The organism is Bradyrhizobium sp. HKCCYLRH1030 (genome assembly GCF_051168395.1).
Classification (GTDB): Bacteria; Pseudomonadota; Alphaproteobacteria; order Rhizobiales; family Xanthobacteraceae; genus Bradyrhizobium.
On record NZ_JBNPUY010000003.1, the window covers coordinates 37,705 to 57,295 of the forward strand.

Annotated in this window: 23 protein-coding genes; 9 read left to right on the plus strand and 14 right to left on the minus strand. The window is 64.0% G+C overall.

The window, feature by feature from the left end:
• Positions 1–67: 67 nt before the first annotated feature.
• Positions 68–1,042 (plus strand): quinone oxidoreductase family protein, encoded by a 975-nt coding sequence (locus ACQR1E_RS10455; RefSeq protein WP_315752890.1) that lies wholly within the window; start codon positions 68–70, stop codon positions 1,040–1,042.
• A 50-nt stretch (positions 1,043–1,092) separates the two neighbouring features.
• Here the strand turns inward: ACQR1E_RS10455 and ACQR1E_RS10460 are convergent, their stop codons facing one another.
• From ACQR1E_RS10460 to ACQR1E_RS10470, 3 genes are all read right to left on the minus strand, one after another.
• Entirely contained in the window at positions 1,093–1,368 is a 276-nt protein-coding gene (locus tag ACQR1E_RS10460; protein ID WP_315713008.1) for a hypothetical protein, read from the minus strand.
• 218 nt (positions 1,369–1,586) lie between these two features.
• Positions 1,587–2,576, minus strand: a complete 990-nt coding sequence (locus ACQR1E_RS10465; protein WP_316166108.1) for a hypothetical protein — start codon at positions 2,574–2,576, stop codon at positions 1,587–1,589.
• Between the two features lie 945 nt (positions 2,577–3,521).
• Entirely contained in the window at positions 3,522–4,139 is a 618-nt protein-coding gene (locus ACQR1E_RS10470) for a LexA family transcriptional regulator (RefSeq protein WP_315713004.1), read from the minus strand.
• Positions 4,140–4,289: 150 nt separating this feature from the next.
• Here ACQR1E_RS10470 and ACQR1E_RS10475 point away from each other — a divergent pair, with 150 nt between their 5' ends.
• Together ACQR1E_RS10475 and ACQR1E_RS10480 are read left to right on the plus strand one after the other, a co-directional pair.
• Entirely contained in the window at positions 4,290–4,820 is a 531-nt protein-coding gene (locus ACQR1E_RS10475) for a GcrA family cell cycle regulator (protein WP_316201803.1), read from the plus strand.
• Positions 4,821–4,872: 52 nt separating this feature from the next.
• Positions 4,873–5,472, plus strand: a complete 600-nt coding sequence (locus ACQR1E_RS10480; protein ID WP_316195814.1) for a DUF6456 domain-containing protein — start codon at positions 4,873–4,875, stop codon at positions 5,470–5,472.
• Between the two features lie 68 nt (positions 5,473–5,540).
• Here the strand turns inward: ACQR1E_RS10480 and ACQR1E_RS10485 are convergent, their stop codons facing one another.
• Entirely contained in the window at positions 5,541–5,897 is a 357-nt protein-coding gene (locus ACQR1E_RS10485) for a hypothetical protein (protein WP_316195812.1), read from the minus strand.
• 250 nt (positions 5,898–6,147) lie between these two features.
• Here ACQR1E_RS10485 and ACQR1E_RS10490 point away from each other — a divergent pair, with 250 nt between their 5' ends.
• A complete protein-coding gene (locus ACQR1E_RS10490; RefSeq protein ID WP_434897134.1) occupies positions 6,148–6,561 on the plus strand; it encodes a hypothetical protein in 414 nt (137 codons plus the stop codon).
• Between the two features lie 36 nt (positions 6,562–6,597).
• Here ACQR1E_RS10490 and bamA read toward each other — a convergent pair whose 3' ends face one another.
• A complete protein-coding gene (gene bamA, locus ACQR1E_RS10495) occupies positions 6,598–8,919 on the minus strand; it encodes an outer membrane protein assembly factor BamA (protein WP_434897007.1) in 2,322 nt (773 codons plus the stop codon).
• A 231-nt stretch (positions 8,920–9,150) separates the two neighbouring features.
• On the opposite strand from bamA, the gene ACQR1E_RS10500 reads away from it, so the two are divergent.
• Positions 9,151–10,206 (plus strand): hypothetical protein, encoded by a 1,056-nt coding sequence (locus tag ACQR1E_RS10500; RefSeq protein WP_315825140.1) that lies wholly within the window; start codon positions 9,151–9,153, stop codon positions 10,204–10,206.
• Between the two features lie 223 nt (positions 10,207–10,429).
• Here the strand turns inward: ACQR1E_RS10500 and ACQR1E_RS10505 are convergent, their stop codons facing one another.
• Positions 10,430–10,663, minus strand: coding sequence for a DUF6894 family protein (locus ACQR1E_RS10505; protein WP_315712992.1), 234 nt, complete (start codon positions 10,661–10,663; stop codon positions 10,430–10,432).
• Positions 10,664–10,887: 224 nt separating this feature from the next.
• Positions 10,888–11,118, minus strand: coding sequence for a hypothetical protein (locus ACQR1E_RS10510; RefSeq protein WP_315712990.1), 231 nt, complete (start codon positions 11,116–11,118; stop codon positions 10,888–10,890).
• On the opposite strand from ACQR1E_RS10510, the gene ACQR1E_RS10515 reads away from it, so the two are divergent.
• A complete protein-coding gene (locus ACQR1E_RS10515; RefSeq protein ID WP_315712988.1) occupies positions 11,099–11,287 on the plus strand; it encodes a hypothetical protein in 189 nt (62 codons plus the stop codon). The genes ACQR1E_RS10510 and ACQR1E_RS10515 overlap by 20 nt on opposite strands.
• Before the next feature lie 2 nt (positions 11,288–11,289).
• On the opposite strand, the gene ACQR1E_RS10520 is transcribed toward ACQR1E_RS10515, so the two are convergent.
• From ACQR1E_RS10520 to ACQR1E_RS10535, 4 genes are all read right to left on the minus strand, one after another.
• A complete protein-coding gene (locus ACQR1E_RS10520; RefSeq protein ID WP_316166115.1) occupies positions 11,290–11,616 on the minus strand; it encodes a cupin domain-containing protein in 327 nt (108 codons plus the stop codon).
• On the minus strand, positions 11,613–12,275 hold the full coding sequence (locus tag ACQR1E_RS10525) for a YqcI/YcgG family protein (protein WP_409977957.1): 663 nt from the start codon (positions 12,273–12,275) through the stop codon (positions 11,613–11,615). Before ACQR1E_RS10525 ends, ACQR1E_RS10520 begins: the two co-directional genes overlap by 4 nt.
• A 116-nt stretch (positions 12,276–12,391) precedes the next feature.
• The gene (locus ACQR1E_RS10530) at positions 12,392–13,684 is read right to left on the minus strand and encodes an MFS transporter (protein WP_434897008.1); all 1,293 of its coding nucleotides are present in this window, start codon (positions 13,682–13,684) and stop codon (positions 12,392–12,394) included.
• A complete protein-coding gene (locus tag ACQR1E_RS10535) occupies positions 13,684–14,394 on the minus strand; it encodes a hypothetical protein (protein ID WP_315825136.1) in 711 nt (236 codons plus the stop codon). Before ACQR1E_RS10535 ends, ACQR1E_RS10530 begins: the two co-directional genes overlap by 1 nt.
• 65 nt (positions 14,395–14,459) lie before the next feature.
• Here ACQR1E_RS10535 and ACQR1E_RS10540 point away from each other — a divergent pair, with 65 nt between their 5' ends.
• Positions 14,460–15,479 (plus strand): GlxA family transcriptional regulator, encoded by a 1,020-nt coding sequence (locus ACQR1E_RS10540; RefSeq protein ID WP_315712978.1) that lies wholly within the window; start codon positions 14,460–14,462, stop codon positions 15,477–15,479.
• A gap of 587 nt (positions 15,480–16,066) precedes the next feature.
• A complete protein-coding gene (locus ACQR1E_RS10545; protein WP_315713636.1) occupies positions 16,067–16,420 on the plus strand; it encodes a phasin in 354 nt (117 codons plus the stop codon).
• Between the two features lie 108 nt (positions 16,421–16,528).
• On the opposite strand, the gene ACQR1E_RS10550 is transcribed toward ACQR1E_RS10545, so the two are convergent.
• Positions 16,529–16,843: a c-type cytochrome gene (locus ACQR1E_RS10550; RefSeq protein ID WP_434897009.1), complete on the minus strand. Its 315-nt coding sequence runs from the start codon at positions 16,841–16,843 to the stop codon at positions 16,529–16,531.
• 149 nt (positions 16,844–16,992) lie between these two features.
• The gene (locus ACQR1E_RS10555) at positions 16,993–17,145 is read right to left on the minus strand and encodes a hypothetical protein (protein ID WP_315712972.1); all 153 of its coding nucleotides are present in this window, start codon (positions 17,143–17,145) and stop codon (positions 16,993–16,995) included.
• Positions 17,146–18,011: 866 nt separating this feature from the next.
• Between ACQR1E_RS10555 and ACQR1E_RS10560 the strand changes: the two genes are divergently transcribed.
• Entirely contained in the window at positions 18,012–19,202 is a 1,191-nt protein-coding gene (locus ACQR1E_RS10560; protein WP_434897135.1) for an OpgC domain-containing protein, read from the plus strand.
• Positions 19,203–19,212: 10 nt separating this feature from the next.
• Here the strand turns inward: ACQR1E_RS10560 and ACQR1E_RS10565 are convergent, their stop codons facing one another.
• Entirely contained in the window at positions 19,213–19,473 is a 261-nt protein-coding gene (locus tag ACQR1E_RS10565) for a hypothetical protein (protein WP_315712969.1), read from the minus strand.
• Positions 19,474–19,591: the final 118 nt, after the last annotated feature.

Here is a 19,591-nt window from a genome sequence, read left to right on the forward strand (position 1 = left end):
CCCGCAAGGGGGGCCGGCGCGCGGCCGAGCGGCGCAGCGTCGCGCGATCCGACAGGGAGGATAACCCATGACGAACGCCATTCGTTTCCACAAGACCGGCGGTCCCGAGGTTCTCGCTTGGGAGCAGATCGAGGTCGGCAAGCCCGGCCCCGGCGAGGCGCGTATCCGCCACACGGCGGTCGGGCTCAACTTCATCGACATCTACAATCGTTCCGGGCTCTATCCGGTCCAGCTTCCGAGCGGACTGGGCAGCGAGGGCGCGGGTGTGATCGAGGAACTGGGCGAAGGGGTGACGGACCTGAAGGTGGGCGACCGGGTCGCCTACGGCTCGTCGCCGCTCGGCGCCTATTCAGAGGCGCGGCTGATGCCGGCCGCGCTGCTGTTGAAACTGCCCGACGAGATCGACGACAAGACCGCCGCTGCCATGATGCTCAAGGGCCTGACCGCCCAGTACCTGATCCGGCAGACCTACCGCGTCAAGGCGGGCGAGACCATCCTGCTGCATGCCGCCGCCGGCGGCGTCGGCCTCATCCTCAGCCAGTGGGCCAAGCATCTCGGCGTTCACGTCATCGGCACCGTATCCAGCGATGACAAGGCGCAGCTGGCCAAGGCCCACGGCTGCGAGCACACCATCATCTATACGCGGGAGGACTTCGTCGCGCGCGTCGGCGAGATCACCGGCGGCAAGAAGGTGCCCGTGGTCTATGATTCCGTCGGCAAGGACACGTTCCTGAAATCGCTCGATTGCCTCGCGCCGCTCGGCTACGCGGTGCTGTTCGGCCAGTCCTCCGGCACGGTCGATCCGCTCAATCTCGGGCTGCTCGCCCAGAAGGGATCGCTATTCGTGACCCGGCCGACGCTGTTCACCTACGCCGCCAAGCGCGAGAGTCTGGTCGCGATGGCCAACGAGCTGTTCGACGTGGTCAAATCTGGCGCGGTAAAGATCGAGGTCAACCAGACCTATCCGCTCAAGGAGGCGGCCCGGGCTCACGCCGATCTCGCGGCACGCAAGACGACCGGCTCGACGGTCTTTCTGGTCTGATCTGGCGCGTCCTCCGGTCGCGAGATCCCGATAGGGCCGGCGCAGCCGGGTCAAACCCGCTCGTGCTTGCGCAGGTCGCGGAGGTGATCGGACCGGGCGGCCTGCAGGTCGGCGTCCCGCCCATCGATCTCGGGCAGGGCGGCTTCGGACATGATATCGGCCGTGACGTCCGCAACCGACCGGTCGACGATCTCGTGGATGAAGCTGACGTTCGAATATTCCCCCGACGCGATGCGCGCAACGACGTCGCGCCGGGTCATCTCGGGATCGACCACGGCCTCGCGTCCGCGCCGGCCGTAGTCGATCATCACGACGAAATACTGCATGGAGCGCCGGTTCGCCTTCGGCTGACTGTGATCGCTCCATTATTTCTCTAAATCAGAATTTTGTCAAGGCTGATTCGGTCCATCCTCGCCTCACCGACTCCATCCCCAGCCTGCGCGGCCATGACCACACCGGAATCAGCCGCAGAAATAGTCCAGGCGATGTGACGTGGCGTGCGGAAGCATGTTCCCGCACGCCATGAAGACCGCGTCATCGCCCATCACTGCACGTTGAACGTCGCGCCGGGACATTCGGTGGTCACGCTGATCGGGATCGCCTGCGCCGCCGCCGCGGTCGGCTTCGGCTTCGCAACCACCTTCCAGCGGCCGGGCTTGTTCAGCCAATATCTGTGCCTCGATGTCGCAATGCGGCGCTCGGTATAGGTCGTGCCCTTCCAGATCAAAGGGCCCTTCGGCTTCGGTGCCGCGACCTCATGCCACGGTCCGAACTCGCCGAAGTCCATGAACCACAGATGCCATTCGAGCTTCTGATATTCATGATGGGACGCGACCACCTCGACGATGGGGCGACCGTTCAGCCACGACACCTCGTCCTCGAGTGGCTTGATCTGCTGGCAACGGGTATGCAACGGCTCCTGAACGCGAAGCAGATCGTCTCGCTGGCTTTGCGTGAGCATCGCCGAGGTGACGGGCAGTCCCACGTTCGGATCATCGGCCGGATATGAGCAGATCGGCACCGTCGGCGGCCCCTGGCCCGTCCAGGGATTGTTGCTGCAATAGACTCGCCTCGTCACCGACGAAATGCCGGTGGTCGCCGTTTCCTCCGCCTTTCCGGTTTCCCGGTCCCAGACACCGCTGAACGTCGTCTTTTGATTCGGCGGACAGGCCACGGTCTTGTGGGCCGTCCACCAGTGCGAAACCTCGAATTCATAGTACGAGTAGCGCGGCTCTGGATACAGCACGGCTCTGACGCTGGTCAGCGCGTGGTGCGCTTCGCACGCCGTTCCATAGGTATCCAGCCAGCACACGAGGTGGAAGTTTTCGTTCGGCCAGCATCCCGCACGCGCCGACGACGTGAAGCCGAGTGCGGCGATCACCAAGGTAAAGGCAAGAAGATATCTCCGCATGGCGTTTCCCATGATGGCGTTTCCCCCATGTCCTGCCTGTGCAGCCACAGGTTGAAGATGAGTTTGCTCCGGCGCGGCGCCTGGTCGTTGATCGGGATCAATCCGCTTGCGCGACGTCGTCAACGCCGGCCGGACGTCGGCGATGACGCGATGGCACAGCGGGTCCGCTCGCTGGCGGCCCGTGGATCGTCGGGGCGGGTCACCGCTTGGAGCCGAGATAGCGGAAGACCAGCCTGTCCCACCGCCGCCTCCGAATGCCGACTGCTACGTCCATCGCGATGAGCTGCGGGTCGAGGACTGATCCGGGCGCCGGGCGCGGCTGGTGGCAAGGCGTCACGCCCGTCGGGCGAATCAGGGTCGATGCGCCCGCACGATGGTCCGTTCATGGCCTTCGATCGCCTGCAGACGACGTGTGCGGAAACGCTTGTTTTGGGCGAGGCTTCAACGCATTGCCCCGGTCTGGTCCGCCGGGCCGAAAAATTCTTCTTTCTCTTTTTCAGAATTCATGATTGTCTACGCGCATCCCGCCTCATGGAGAGAGGCGTATCGCGGTCGTCACGACACGTGGAGGCGGGGAGTGATGGGCGAGCCGGTTTGCAGCGTGGTCATTCGCGCCGACGAACAACACCGGCTCGTACGGTCAAGTCGCGTGGTCCTGATACCCCGATGCCGGTATCAAGCCTGCGCCGGCGCTGACAGCGCCGCGTGGGTGACGGTGACCAACAAGCCCGGCGCACCGGGGAGAACGCGAAGCAGCCGTGAAAACCATCGCGCAGGGAGGGCCGGATCGTTCCGGCTGGACCTGTGGTACCTGCCGCCTGCATTTTTTGAGCAGGCGGGCCACGGGCCTCAGTCGAGGTCCGGCCTTCCCTGCACCCTCTCGTTTGAAGAGGGTGAGACCACTGTATCACTCGGACGCCTGGGCGCCGCGAGGCTAAGGACGCACATCCCCATATGTCGCTCAGAATTGTCGATCACGACGGCGCCACAGGCGCGGGGCCTACCCTCCCTTGGAGGCGGGATGCAGGGAGAACGCCGCGGCGTTCCCCCTGCATCCGGCGTCGAGTCTTACTTGTTCGCCGCGCGGGCGCGCGACTTGGCGGCCGCCTTGGCGCGGATCCGCGAGATCTGGCCGCGTGGCAGGGTGACGAAGATCTCGCCGATCCAGTCCAGCTTGACCCCCACGATCGGCTTGGCGTTGAAGCTCTTCAGATTGACCACGGACGGCGATTTGCCGCGTTCAATCGTCTTCAGGTAGCGCTCGCCGGACTTGAGGCGTACCACCGCCTCCTCGCCGTAGAAGCTCGACAGCGGGTGCCGCTGCTCGCGGTAGACCACGATCACGTCGCCATTCTCGTATTTCGGCAGCATCGAATCGCCCGTGACCTCGAAGGCGATGGTCTCCTCGGAGATCGGGAAGGGCAGGGCGACCTCGCCGAGGCCCTCGACGGGCACCTGCTCGTAATCCGGCTCGATCACCGAGCCGGCGCCGACCCGCCCCATGATGGGGACGGAATTGAGCTCCAGATATTCCGTGATGAGCGGAATCTCGGCCGCCTTGATCAGGCGCTGGCCGCCGAGGATCTCGGAGACCGCGCCCGGCCGCACGCCCATGGCGCGGGCCAACCCTCCTTTCGTCTTTCCCGGCTTCTCGAGTGCACGCTCGATCATGGCAACGTCCAACATGGCTTTGACCTCTTTTGCGAATCTCGGAAGGGATTATATGTTTCGAATAATCAGAACTCAAGCTTGACTTTTTCTTCGGAATATCGGAAGATTTGGCCGTCGGGTGAGCCGGCGGATCCGGCGGCCCCGACCCAGAAGGAAGAGGCGAGAATGCAATCCACAGATTGGCCAGACCAGCATTCCAAGATGCTGTGCGAGCTTCATGCCCAGGGGCGGTCCTATGCCGAGATCGCGCGCGCCCTCAATGCGCAGTTCGGAACCGCCTATACGCGGAACGCGACGCTTGGCCGCGGCAAGCGGATCGGGCTGGCCGCGCCGGGCGGGCCGAAAGCCGCGCGATCCGCGCCCCGGTCGATGTCCGCGGCGCCCCGAACCGGACGGCGAGGCGCCGACGCGGCGGTGCGGCCGATGCCGTCCCCGGCGAAGCCCGCCGCGGCCGTCAAGCTGCGTTGCGTCGGCATCAGCCCGCGCCTGCTGTCCCTGGACCAGCTCGAGTGCAACGATTGCCGCTATCCCTATGGCGGCGACCGGGACGACGATCCCATCACCTTTTGTGGCCATCCGCGCCAGCCCGGCTCCTGCTACTGCACGCCGCATTACCATCTCACGCGGCTTCCGCCCGAGGAGGCCGCCGTGCGTCCCGCCGGCCCCTTGATCCTGCGGCTGGTCGCGGCCGCGTAGAGCGCGGCAAACCCGACCCGAACCGACCCCATCCAATTTCCGGAGACGAGACATGGCGCGCCCCAGACGCAGCAAGCCCCATCGCATGTCCAAGACCCACGACCGCAGAGCTCACGACCTGCCGCGAAATGCAGACGTGATTCCCGTGGAGATCGACGATCCGCTGGCGCTCGAGCCCGGTGATAAGATCGTCGCGTTGCGATCGGTCCGCAGCGACCCGCTCGGCCGGCTGCACGCGCATAAGCAGCTGGATGACGCCCAATACCGGGCCGGACGGGCGTTCCAGAATGATTGGGAGCGGGCCGAGCGGGGCCCGCAGGCGATCGATCCCTCGCGCGAGCACGTCGACGGCGCCCGTGGGCGTGAGCCGGTCACCGAAGGCCAGAGGCAGGCGGTGCTGCGGCTCAACCGCGCCGAGCGCGAGCTCGGCGCCGACGGGGCGGCGATCACCCATGACGTCCTGGTGCATGGCCTGACCATGGAGCGGATCGGACACAAGCGGGGGCTCGCCAGCCAGCGCTGGAATGATTATTTCGCCCGGCGCTTCAAGGAGTGCCTGGACCGGCTGGCCGTGGTCTACGGGTTGTCCACCGACAGGATCGCCAGGAAATGCGATGGGGCCGTGCGATCGGGCCGTCGGGGTGAGAGCTAACGGCCGGCACGACCGGCGCTCGTACCGTCGTCGACGGGTACGAGCGCCGGTCGGACAATCGTTTTCCCTCAGGGATGCGGCGTCACGACATAAGTGGTGCTGTAGGGCTCGACGCGCAGCGAGGCATGCGACAGCAAACCGATCTTGGCCGAAGGCGTCATCTGCAGCTCGCCGTTCGGGCCGCGATGAACGTTGTACTGCCAGGCCGCTAGGTCGCCTTTCTGCGCCAGTGCGCGCGCAACGGCGCTGGCATCGCTGCCGCCGATCGTCGCCAACTCGTCGCTATTGAGACCGATGACGATCTCGTCCTTGACGGTCACCACCTTGAACAGCGAGGTCGCGCTGTCACCGGCGCTCGCCATCGAAGCGGTGAGCGCCAGCGTGGCGACGGCGCTGAAGAATGGGCGTGTCAGTCTGGAAGGCATGAGGACTCCTGTTGCCGACGGCATGATGGACGGCGTCGGTGTGCAGCCATTGGTTCCCGACGGGGGGCCGTCGGTTCGAAGAAATCGATGCGGCGGTGGGCTGAACCAGGGGGCGTGACGTCGCGTCTAAGCACGATTGCGGAATGCGTACGTGCCGCCGGACGGCCGGGGTGGTCCCTGAGTTGACACAGGTCAAGCTGCACGCCCGGGCATGTTGTATTTGGGAACGAGTGAAGTGAAGGGTGATGCCATGTTCAGCGGGAAATATCGATCTCCTTCGGCCGGTGGAAAAATCGCAATTGCGGCCGTCGCGGCCATCGCCGTGGTGGCAAGCGCGCCGGCGTCAGCTCATGAGCGGGCGGCGGGTCCGGCCAACAAGCCGGTGGTCGCGACGGCGACAGCCGGCGATTTGACCGATCTTAGCGCTCGTCGGCGCTATCGCCGCGTCTACAGGGGCAATCCAGCCGCCGGCTTGGCCATCATGGGTGCAATGATCGGAACCATCGGCGCAATCGCCGCGCAGCACGACGACTACTATTACTATGGACCCGGCTATTATCCCGGACCCGTCTATTACGGGCCGCCGCGGGTGTACTACGCACCGCGGCCATATTATGTTCGTCCGTATTACGGCCCGCCTGGTTACTACTACAGTCCGTACTGACGTGACGCGGCGCTCCGTCCATGTTGCGGTGTCGGCTCAGAAGCCGCCGGCGCTGAAACGGAGCGGCTGCACGACGTCGTACGCCGCCTTGCTGATCGGGACCGCATAGTCGACCGTGAGCGGTCCGAACGGCGATGCCCAGGTCATGCCGACGCCGACCGAGGAGCGCAGCACGTTCCTGTTCGCCACTTGGACATTCTGGGTCGGGCCGCGATAGCCGAACACGGTTCCGGCGTCGACGAAGGCCGATGCACGCAGGCCGTATTCCTGCGGCAATCCGGGAATGTTGCCCTGCAGCTCCGCCGTGGTCGCCCAAAACAGGCTGCCGCCGACATTGTCCATCGTCGATCCCGGCGTCAGATCGCGCGGTCCGAAGCCGCCCGGCGCGAAGCCGCGCACCATGGTGGGACCGCCGAAGAAGCTGTTGAGCAGCGGCGCCTGCTGGCCGCCCCATCCGGTGATATAGCCGCCTTGCGCGCGCACCATGCCGGTCAGGTCGCTGTTGATCGACCGATAATAGCGGACGTCGCCCGTGGTCCGTAAGAAGCGAACGTCGCCGCCGAGACCGGCGAGATCCTGCGTCAACTGCGAACGAATGCCGCTGGTCGGCACCTTGTTGTTGTCGAGCGAACTGTAGGTGACGGTATTGCCGAGCGAGGACACCGTCTGCCGTCCGGCTGCAACCGCCTGGCGAACCGGCAGGGACACCGCCGCCGGCGAGATTCCCGGCGCGAGCACCACCCTTTGGTCGTAGAGCGAATAGCGCCACAGCATGGCAGTCTGCTCGCTGACCGGCATGCCCAGGGTGAGGGCACCGCCATAGGTGTTGCTGCCGAACGATTGGAATGTGCTGACCATGCTCTGTCGCGCGAACAGCTCCATGCCGGGTGTCGTTCGGCCGAGGGCGTAGGGCGAGGTGAAGGACAGGCTGGCGCCTCGCGCGAACTGGCCGTAGGTGAAAGTGGCCTGCGCAGTGTTGCCGGTGCCGAGTACGTTGCGGTCACCGATCTTCACCTCGGCGAGCAATCCGTCCGTGGACGAATAGCCGCCGGAGACGCTGAAGTCCCCGGTCGCCTGATCGACTGCCTCGACATCCAGCACCACGCGATCCCTGGCCGAGCCCGGCTGCGTCGAGATCTTGACGGTCTTGAAGTAGTTGAGGTTGCGCAGGCGACGTTCGGCGCGGTCGATCAGCGTCCTGTTGTAGGCGTCGCCCTCGCTGACGTCGAACTCGCGTCGAATCACGTCGTCATGCGTGCGCGTGTTGCCGTGGATCTCGATGCGCTCGACATAGCTGCGCCGTCCCTGCTCGATCTGGAAGGTGACGTCGGCCTGCCGATCCTGCGCATGCCGATCGATCCTGGGCTCGACCTGCGCAAACGGAAAGCCGAGCTTGCCAAGTTCGGCCGTCAGGACGTCCGAGGTCTTGTCGATCTTGCTCTGGTCGAAGGTGTCGCCCTGCTGCGTCAGCAACAATGTGCGCAGGCGGTCGCAGGCCAGCCCCTGCACGTTGCAGGAGACGTCGACTGCGGCGAATTTATAGAGTCCGCCTTCCTCGATCGCAAAGGTGAGGTTGTAGCCGCCATTTGCCGCGTCATAGTCGACGCTCACGTTCGTGACCTCGGCATCGGCGTAGCCGTGGTCACGGTAATATCGCCGCAGCAGCTCGCGGTCCTCGTTGACGCGATCTGCGTCGTAGACGTTGCCGCCGGTCACGAAGCTCAGCACGTTGGTGGCCGAGGTCTTGATCACCGCGTGCAATTGTCGGGCGCCATAGGCGCGGTTGCCTGTGAAGTTGATCGCCCTGACCGGCGTCTTCCTGCCTTCGGTGATGGTGAAGACGAGATCGACGCGGTCGTTGCCGCGATCGATGATCTCCGGCACGATGCGGACGTCGTCGCGTCCCGCACGATGATACGCCTGGATGATGCGGGCGACGTCGCCCTGGACAGTTGCGCGTTGCAGGCCGGCTCGCGGCTTTGATAGCACCGCGCCCGTAAGCTCCGCATCCTTCACCTTCTTGTTACCTTCGAAGGCGACGCGATCGAGCACTTTTGCTTCCGAGACGCGGACCACGGTCCGTCCGTCGGCGCGGCTGATCTTCACGTCGTCGAACAGTCCGCTTGCAACCAGCGCCTTCAAGCCGGCGTCGAGCGCGGCGGCGTCGTAGCGCCCGTTGGCGTCAGCGTGAAAATAGGATCGCACGGTGTCGGCATCGACGCGCCGATTGCCCTGTACTGCAAGGGCTTCGCCCGCCACCGCGGGCGGCGTGGACGTCAGCACCGACAGCGTCGCAACGATCAATGCGACGTGTCGCGATCTGCCTTCTCCCCGGTGACGGCTGTTTCGGGTCAACATGCGCGCATCTGCCTGCTCGTCATGCCGGGATGCAAGAGCCGGTGGGCGGCCAAATCATGTCGAGGCCGTGGAGACTCGGGGGCCTGCGATCACGCCTGCGAAGGGTGGCCGGCAGGGAACCGAGCGCGGCCGCAGAATCGACGCAGAGTCGATTCAAACGGCGTGCAGCATCGTCCTCATCCGTACGCGCCAGCAGATGCTGATGCGGCGAACGTTTGTCGGGAGCAGACCATGCGCGCGATCGCCTTGGCCCTCATCGCTTGCACTTTCGTTCAATCAGCCCTTGCTGCTGCGGTCGTCCCAGAGATCGACCCACGCGCGTCGCTCGGTGTCGTCCAGAACTGGATCTACAACTATCGCACCAAACCCGACTACGCCCATGTGCCGGCGGCGGTCCGGGTGCTGTTTCATTCGCAGACGTTCAAGGAGCCGGAGAACGCGGGCATCTATCTCGGCTTCATCGCGGGGGCGATCGGCTCCAATCCCGCCAAGGCCGAACAACTCGTCAACAGCTTCTTTCCCGTGCCTCCCGAGGAGGAGTGGGTGGTCGTGCGTGCCATCGCTTATTCGGGTCTGCCGGATTGGCGCAATCTCATGCGCAGGGTCGCGCCGAAGATGCCGGGCCGCCGCGTGATGATTGACGGCTATCTGAGCGGCGCACAGCCGACCTTGATGGACATCCCCTTGGAGGAAACGAAGCCTGGCGTGATGGACAAGCTGCGTGGCGCATTGACGCAGAATCCGTTCAAGAAGGAGGAGCGCAAGCTCGACACACGGCTCAGCTACGCGACCCACCAGGATCTGCTCGACATCCTCTGGGGTTATTACTTCGCAACCGGCTCGCGCGTACCGATCCAGCGCATCGTGCAGATGCTGCCGTGGTCGAAGAGCCGCGACACGGTCGACAAGCTGACGATCGGCAGCATGGCGCGCTATACGCTTGCCAGCTATTCGGTGCGCGATGCCAGCCTGCGCGACTATCTCCGGGAGGAGCTGGCGCGGCAGTCGGGACCGGTCAAGGAGCCGCTCAGGGAGGTGGTTGAGGCCGCCGATACGGTGCAGCTCGGCGCCGTCCGCAAGGATGCCGTCGCCGCCGTCGAGGAGCTGAAGACCAGGGGCTCTGACGCCCGGCGCAACATGGATTTCTGGGGACAGCTCGGCGTCGGCGCCCTTGCGCTCGGTTGTGTCTCGGCCGCCGCGCTGGGGCAGGTCGCCGTCGGCATCCCTTGCGTGATCGGCGGCTCGGCCTCCCAGGGCCTGCTCTCGTTCTGGGAGAAGCAGCAATAGGCCCTCGGTGGCGCAGCGGCGGCGTTCGTTGGCGGCCGAGGGAAGGGGAGAGCCGGTGGAGTGGATCGGCGGGGCGTCTAGCCCTCAAGGTGCTCTTGCTGCGGAAGCGGCCCGATCGCGTGCCCGATATGCACACTCAAGAGTTGTTCGGCTTTTCGTTTCCTCTACGAAAAGTAGAAAAAGCAGTCAGCGCGCAGTCACTGCCGGCACGCCTATGAAAAAATCAGGACAGGCTGGCTTTCACTGCAGCCGGATAAACCGGCTCGCGGTGAACCTCCGCGCCAGATTCGTCGACGACGACGATGGACAGCCTGCGGTCGGTGATGCGCGGGTCGTGCCGGAGGCGCCGGGCCAAATCCCGGCTGTGCTCGATCGCCCCTGCACTCGTCGCAAATTCCAGGCCGGTCCGGTCTCTGGTCGGTATGCCATCCTTCATATCGAAATAATAAGTGCGCATGGTCTTCCTGCAGCCGCTGTGTCGCGGGAGTGGGCACGGATCCCGAGCGAGATCCGCAACCCATTCTTCCCCCCAAGCAAACTATAGAAGACCTCTAATGTGGAGGACAAGCTTACCGCTGCCGTAATCCCCCCGCCTCGTTCGGTAAACGACCGTTTCCACTGGTATCGTCAGCCAGAAACTGCCAGAAGGCTCAAATTGTGACGCCGAAATCAACCAACCGGTCAGTTCGGCTTGCTGCAAGAGTTGTTCGCTGGCATACTTTCAACCTCGTCGGGTTCCGCACGGTCGATTTCCAGGCGGGCCATCCTGAGGATCAGGGTCGCAGTCGTCAGACCGAGACTTTCAGCCTCGATTGCTGCAGTATCTACCTTGCGTGCAAGGCCTTCACGTTTGCTAAGGACTGGCATTACTGTTTCCTGCCAAAGGTGCGAGATGAAGAATTCAACATTCATCGCGGAGCTGCACACGAAGCTCGGAGCCCCATCGAGCGAAGCCGTGGAAAGCCTTCGTCTGCTGAAGGCATTCCTGAAGCTGGCTCCGGGCCAGCGCATCGAGGTGATCGAGATGGTTGAGCGGTTGACCGCGGAGTCCCTTTCGGAGACCGATCGCCCTCTGTCCTGAGCTCATCCCTCCCGATTACCTGCAATGGTTGCGGGAGGTCGCGTCGCAATCGCATAGATTGCATCATCCAGCGCTTCCGATTCGTGCAGCGTCCCGGCCGGCAGCAGAATCTTGTCGCCGGCCGTGCAGATGCGCTCGCCACCTTCCCAACGAAACGTGAGTCGTCCCTGGATCACGACGAGGATTTCGTCGACCGGGTGGGTATGGAAGGCGTGAACCTTGCCGGCCGCATCGTGCTGCAGCTCGATGCAGCCCTGCGTCGGCAACAGCGCCAGGATGTCGGGATCGATCGCGAAGCTGGTCTTCGTTCCAGCGATGATCTGGGTCATGCGGCCTGCTCCTTGTCTGCAATGGACGATGGCTTGGTCTGCGCCAGCTTGTGGAAGGGACAGGCCGGCGGCGGCTGGTTGTCGTCGTAGAGGAAATACTGTTTGAACTCCCGGCCCTCCGGATTGCCGTAGCGTCCGAGCTGGGGCGAAGGCGCCGTCGTGTCGAATGGGACCAGCCGTTTGCGCACCTCGCCGAAGGCCTTGGCGGCGGCCTCCTCCGTGCCGAGCATCCGTTCGAACACCCAGCGCGGCTGGAAGGTCAGCATGAATGCGCTCGAGCGGCGGCTTTGCCGCATCACATGCGCGGGCGTGCTGCAGACGACGAAGATCGGCTCTCCGGCAAACGAAAACTCCCACATCGGATGATCGACGGTCTCGGGAATTTCGGCGGGCCACGGCTGGCTATCGACGCGCGCCAGCTGATCGAGGATGTGCCAGAACTTCTTGTAGTAAGAGTTGATGGTCTGGACCGGGCGCGGGCGCGTGAACAGCACCAGCGAGGTGTTGGGTCCGTGCGAGCGGCTCTCCGAGACGAACAAGGCGAGCTGCTGGCCGAGCACGTCGATGTCGATGGGGTCGAGAAACAGATAACGAAGCTGATCGTGACGATAGCCCGCGACGCCGAATACGCACGGAAAGGGTCTTGCTTCGCTGCTCATCTGAGCCTCGAATTCCGAAAACAGGACACTTTGCCAGGTGCCGGCCTGATGGCCGGATCGGGCTTCGTCCCTTCTCAAATACAAACGCGACATACTGACCCTCTCTGTTCTTATGCTTAAGTACGAAGTATCAATTTGCGCCTCATCATCAGCGGCCCAAGGAGTCCAGGAAGCGACATCAGAACGAGAATTTCGATCAGGGCTGCGTAGCCGGAATCGCTGGCGGCACTGCGCAGGCTTGATCCGATGTCGGGGTTGAGGCCGCTCGCACTCACCATGGCAAAGGCGATCACCGGCTGAGCCAGTCCGGCAAAAATGCCGGCGGCCGTCGTATTGATCGATGCGCCGACGCCGATGCGCTCCGCCGTGTAGAGATGCTTGGTGCTTTTCAGGATCAGCGGCACGGTGCCCCCGGCCACCAGACCGAGCACGGCGAACACCGCGCCGACATAGAAGAAGCCGAAGCTGTGCGCCAGTGCCGGCAACAGCATCACGACGAGCAGCATGCGCAGCAAGGTGATGGAGATCAGAGCTGCATTGAGCGACTGCATCCGGTCCGCGGCATGGCCGAGAAAGATCGATCCGATGGCGTTGCCGACCATGAAAGCGAGCAGGGGACCGCCGGCCGCCGAAGGCGAGATGCCGAAATAATGCGCGACCATCGGGATGCCCCATACCCCGGCGAGCGTGGTCACGACCGCGAAATGCGCAGCGAAGCTCATGGCGCAGCCCCAGGTCGCGGCCGATCCGAGCGCATGCCAGCTTGTGACCAGGACGCTCTTCAGCGTCCGGCTGGTGTAGTTCGCCGGTGCCGATTTCAAGGTCGCGAACGCGCAGGCAAAGTTCGCGACGCCGACGCAGGCGATGAAGAGAAAGCAGGCGCGCCAGCCGAAGCCGCTGACCGCAGCGGCGAGCGGGGTCGTGGCGAGGACGCCGCCGACATAGCCCGACACCTGGGAGATGCCGGACATCAAGCCGAAACGCTGGTCGGAAAAGCTCTGCGCGACGAGCTTCAGCAGCGCCGTGAACACCAGCGCGTCGCCGCAGGCCACGACCACGCGCGCGACGAAGACGTCGAGCAGGCTGGGCGACAGGGCGAAGGCGGCACTGCCGAGCACCGACGCCGTCATGCTGCACAGCACGACACGCTTCACACCGTAGCGGTCGACCAGAACGCCCGCGGGGATCTGCATCAAGGTGTAGCCCCAGAAGTAGCTGGAGGCGAGCATCGCGACGCCGGAGGCGTCGGTGCCGAAGTCGCGCATGAAGTCGAGGCCCACGGTCTGCGGCGACATCCGCTGCAGGAAGGCGACGGCGTAGGCGAGCGCGACCGTACCCCACGCAACATAGGCGCGATCGAGGAACCGGAGCGGAGAGGACGCGACCGCTTGTTGTCCGAGCGCCGCCATCACACCCTCGCATAGCCGACGGAGAACAGGGCGTCGGCGGAATCCGGGATGATCCGCGACATCGCGGTCTCGACCAGCGAGGCCCTGCCGTGATAGTCTTGCCTGATGTGCTGGATGTGTCCGTAGGCGCCGCGCATGATCATGCGGGGCACCTCGAGCGGCTTGCCCGGATAGATCGTCGCGCACATCTCGACGCAGGCGGCCTGCAACTCGGCATCCGCCGTCTCATCGAGCAGCGACGGCGCGACTCTCTCGCAGATCTTGGCGTTGGCAGCCCACACGATCGGGTTGCGCGTACGCCATCCGTAAAGAATTTCTTCGCCGGGTGTGGCCGACCCGTGATGCTTGAGGATCTGCGACGTAAAGAACCCATACAGGCCACGACCCTGATGTGCGGGTAATACTTCGGTCCCACTGCGATAAATGGCCGGCCGCTGCGCGATGGTCATCACGCGATAGACTGAGAACGCGACCAGTCCGACGTGATCGTAGACCAGAACGAGGCCGTATTTGCCGGTGAATGGCGACGAGGCCGCGGTCCAATGCGGTTCGATTGCTTTCCAGTTAATGGCAATGATCGAATTCATTGCATCCATGATCGGCTGCCGATCAGGCAGCTCGATCTCCGACGCGTCGGAAAAGCTGTAGACGGTGTAGTCGTCCCAGGGCGAGGCGATGGTCCTGTATCGACCGTCCAAATTGCGCGACATCGCGTGAACTCCACCACTGCAAGGTCGAGCTATACAGGCGGTCCTCCGATGGCTTAAAGGACAATATGCCCTCGAATTCTGCCAACTCTCCCCGGCGTGCTGCGGTGCGTCGAGATAGTGCCGAAAGGCGGCTGGCCATCTTTGCCTTTCCCGGAGTGACGTTGCTCGACGTTTCCGGCCCGGCGCAGGTGTTCGCCGAACTCAGCGAGATCGAGCTGCCAGGGCCGGGCTATGCGCTGAGCTACGTGTCCAAGGAGGGCGGACTGGTGCCGACCGATGTCGGCCTGATGATCGACACTGCGCCACTCTCGTCCCTGAAGCCTGAGGAGGTCGATACGCTGCTGATCCCGGGGGGGCCCGGCATCTGGAAGCTGCGGCAGGACGAGACGGTGATGCAGTGGATCGGCCAGGTGCTCCCCGGTGCCCGGCGCATCGCATCCGTCTGCCTGGGCGCCTTTGCGCTGGCCTGGGTCGGCGCGCTGGAGGGCAGGCGGGCCGCGACACATTGGCGCTACTGCCCCCGTCTGCAGGACAGTTTTCCGAACGTGAAGGTCGAGCCCGACGCGATCTTTGTGCAGGATGGCCGGGTCTGGTCATCCGCAGGCGTGAGCGCCGGCATCGATCTCGCGCTGGCGATGATCGAGGAGGATTTCGGCCATACGATCGCGCTCGACGTGGCGCGCCGGCTCGTCGTCTTTCTGAAACGTCCTGGTGGCCAGAGTCAGTTTTCGACCGTCCTGGCGGCGCAGGCGTCCGACGTCGAGGGTCGGTTCAGTGCGCTGCATGCCTGGATCATCGAGAACATCGCCAGCGACTTGCGGGTCGAGGCGCTGGCCGCGCGAGCCGGCATGACGCCGCGCACCTTTGCGCGCACCTATGTCAGCCGCACCGGCATGACCCCGGCACAGGGAGTCGAGGCGCTCAGGGTCGAGACGGCGCGCCTCCTACTCGAAAGCCGCCAGATCGAAAACGTGGTCGAAATCGCCAAACGGGCGGGCTTTGGCGACGACGAGCGCATGCGGCGGGCGTTCCTGCGGCATCTCGGTGTGTCGCCGTCGGAGTATCGGCGCCGCTTCTCGGGCTGAGCGGCGCTTGCCGCAACCGGGGCTGACAAGACTCGCCGGACTCGGCGCCCTTTCCTTTGCTTTCGGGTCAATCCCGCCGCTCGCTTTGAGGCCGGTGCGGCCATGCCTTATGCGAGCGCTCAAAGCCTTCCGTAAAAGGCCATGTGTATAATGCTGAAAATTTGATGCAGATCCGCCTCCGCCGAGGGGAAAGGCCAATGACCAACATCGTTCCCTTTCGCACGAGGACACTCTCTCCTGAGGCCGCCTTTGCGAGCGCTGAGCAGAAGGCGGTGGTTGTGGTGGCCGGTGCTGGCCTCATGGACACCGTGCGAGTCGGTGCATTCAGCGTCAGGGAGGATGCGAGAAAACTGTCCTCCTCCTCGATCTTGCCCTGCAGCATGCGCGAGAGCTCTCGGGCCTGTTGCGGACGAGCGCGCGCGACGGATCTATGATCGTCACCTCGCTTCGATCGAATACGCTTTGCAGATTGCGCGTCAACGTATAGCCGCATTCTGACAGCCGCTGGCGGCTTTCCTCCGCATCCATTTGTACGGCGACGCAGGGAGTCGGATGTGGTAGTTGGATCTGTCGTGGAGGAAGCAACGATGACCCAAACCAAACTGGAAGTGCCCGCTGAACTGCGGGACCTGGCCGAAAAGACCATCTCGCAGGCTGAAAAAGCATTCGAGATGTTCTTCGACGCAGCCGGCAAGTCGATCGGCACAGTTCCCGGGCCTGCCGCCGACATGTCCAAGCAGGCGCTCACTCTTACCGAGCAGAACATCAAGACGGCCTTCGAGCACGCTCGAAAGCTCGTTCACGCCACCGAGCTCGAGGAGGCGATGCGGATCCAGTCCGAGTTCCTGCGCAGCCAGTTCACCAACGCCGGTGAACACATGAAGACGATCACGGCGAGCATCATGTCCGCCGCGAGCAAGGCGACCGAGCCCAAGAGCTGAAGCGCGAGCCTCGCCGTCGCGGGAGCGACGGTCTGCATGGACGGAACTCGGCGGCAGCGCTGCCGCCGAATGGATGCGAGCGGACGAGACGGGCGAAAGAGCCCAGCCCTATTTTCGCAGGCTGCCGATATAGGCGGCGATGTCGGCTGCCTCCAGCTGGTTGAGCGGGAAGCTTGGCATCTTCGGATGCGGGTCGAGCAGGAAAAACGCGACCTTCTCCGGCGTGAAATCCGTTCTCTGAGCAATCTGGGCGAAGGAGGGAACGTCCGCGCTGGCCTGCTTCTGCGTCCCCTCGATGAGGTGGCACGAGGCGCACCAGCGACGGGCCAGATCTCCGCCGTGATCCGGATCGGCGGCCCAGGCCGGTGTCGATGCCGCAGCCGCGATCGCGATCGCCATAACTCTCATCACCGAGGCGTGCATCAAGGAACTCCTGATCTTTGTCTGTTGGGTGGTGGCATACCTCGCCGGAGTGACGGCGGGTGGCTCACGAAGGAATGTTTCGCCCCGGAGAGGAGCGTCTTGGCGGCTCCGTCTCGCAGGCACGCGCGGCACGTCGATGAATCTCGACGTCAATTACAGCATGATTTGGGAAAGTGGGACAGGTCGATCCGGCTGACGATTGCCTTCAGGAGCGCGGTCGCGCGGCGCAGCCAAGACATATCGGCCGGGCGAGACACGTCGGTCGAGGCGGTGATCGTCAACTCTTCCGCAACGTAGGACATGTCGAGCCCTCCCTGTCGCTCAGCATCTTTCCGCTCAGCCTGTTGACGAGATGCGTACCGCCACATGCTGGGCATGCGGCCGCCTCATAGGCATCGAACTGGTCGGCAAGAACCGGTGCGGCCAAGTCGATCTGAACGTTCGATCCCGTCTGGGAGCAGCGAAAAACGAGAGTTTCCATCATCTGAACATGACAAATGCCGGCATCGATGCCTTGATCTGTCTCAACAGACGATGAGGCGACCGGCGCGTGCCGGACTGCCGGAGGACAGAATGTCAGGTCAGGCTATGCGATGCGGCCTTCGCCCTGCCGATCCGTTCGGCAACGTTTACCGTGGACACGGAACCCGTCTGGGCCGCACGGAGGGCCGCATCGATCTTCGACTTCACGCGCCGCGCTGCGAGCGCAGCGAGTCTGGTCTGGGTGCGTCCGGTCTTGATCTGATCGCCAAACTCGTACCGCCATTCCCAAATGTCCGGTTCAGCAGTCGCCACGACGGTATATTGAACACCTCGGTGGATCACGGAACCCCCCCCTGTCAACACTTCCACTCAAAGTCAATGTCTAACCAATCTACAATCAATCCGGGCAAATACGGGACTGGAACAATTGCCAGCTCCGCGATGGTTAGAGGGTTAACACCACCATGCCGACAATGTTCCGCAGGTGCCCGGCTTCCGTGCACACTTTTCCGGTGCGGATATCGGCCGTGCACAATCGGCGGAAATCGCGGGGCAGCCTGAAGACGCAGACGGGGGCTGCGTTCAAGGGCCCGAAATCTGCCAGAAGGGCGGACGACGCGTGTGGCGGATTCGAGTTCCGATCGATGGCCGGCAGGAGATATCAAGGCACGACATGCCGGAGTCGATGTTAGTCCGCCATCCCGAGACGAGGTCCATCTTGCTTGCCGATGATCAAGAGCTGGCGAAGACAGATAGCGTGGCAGCCGGCAACGGCAACCGAGGTCGTGACCTCCGGGTCGACGCGTTCCGGGGGCTCGCCCTTTGGTTCATCTTCATCGATCATGTTCCGGACAATTCGCTGGCGTGGCTGACGCTGCGCAACTACGGCTTCAGCGACACCTCCGAGGTGTTCGTCTTCGTCTCCGGCTACACCTGCATGCTCGCCTATGGCGGAGCGCTGCCGAAGCAGGGCTGGGCGACCACGGTGGTGCGGGCGCTGCGGCGCGCCTGGGAGATCTATGCGGCGTTCCTGGTGCTGCTGCTCGCCTATGCGGCGCTGGTCTGGGTGATCGGCGGCGGCACGCGCTTCGTCGACGAGACCAACACCGGCTTCTTCTTTCGCGAGCCCGGGCCCACGCTGGTGCATGTGGCGCTGCTGCAATTCGCGCCCGTCAACACCGACATCCTGCTGACGTTCGCAATCCTGCACATCTGCTTTCCCGTCATCCTGTGGCTGATGATCACCAGCGCGACGTTGACGCTGGTGCTTTCATTCCTGCTCTACATGATGGTTCAGCTGTTCAGCTGGCAGGTGCCGGCGTGGCCGAGCGGCGAACTGTATTTCAATCCGTTCGCCTGGCAGTTCCTGTTCGTGATCGGCGCCTGGTACGGCTGTGCCGGCACCACGCGCCTGCGTCCGCTCCTCGACTCGCGAGCGCTGTTGATCGTGGCGATCACCTATCTCGCGTTCAGCCTGTTGATGGCGCTCAGCTGGGAGTTCAAGAGTCTCGAGAACCTGATCCCGTCGGCCATCAGCGGCCTGATCTATCCGATCTACAAGAGCCACCTGGCGCCAGTGCGGCTCTTTCACTTCCTGGCGCTTGCCTTCGTGGTGTCGCGGCTGGCGCCGCGGGACTGGAAGGGGCCGATTCGTCCGCTGATGACGGCCATGATCAGGTGCGGCGAGAACTCGCTCCCGATCTATTGCCAGGGTGTGCTGCTGGCCTTCCTCGGCCAGGTCATTCTGACCGACGTGGCGAGCGGGCTGGCAATGCAGCTGCTGATCAGTGTCGCCGGGATTGCGATCATGACCATCGCGGCCACGCTGCTGACATGGGAATCACAGCTCGACCGGCGCGGGCCGCGGCTGTTCTGACCACCGCTCCTCAACGCCGGCGTGCGACGGTGACCCCGAGCAGGAAGGCGACGAACAGGCTCGCGAGCGGCGCCTCGCGGGTGATCGCGCTGATGGTCGACAGGGCGGTTCCGGGCCGCCGCGCGGCCCTTGCCGCTTCGCTCAGTCGGTCGACGGCCGCACCCAGCGTGCCCACCACCTCGCCGAGTGTATGTGACATGTCCGTCGCGGTGTCGAGCGCGCGTTCGGCAACGCCCGGCTGTGGAGGTGTTTCGAACGTTTCGCTGTTCACTGTCGTTGCCTTCTTGCCGCGGCTCGTCGGATTGGCACCCCCGTGCCGACGCGATTCGGCCGAGGGCGAATGTAGTGCTCCTGAAAATGCCGGCTGATGCGATTGGTTCCCATGGACC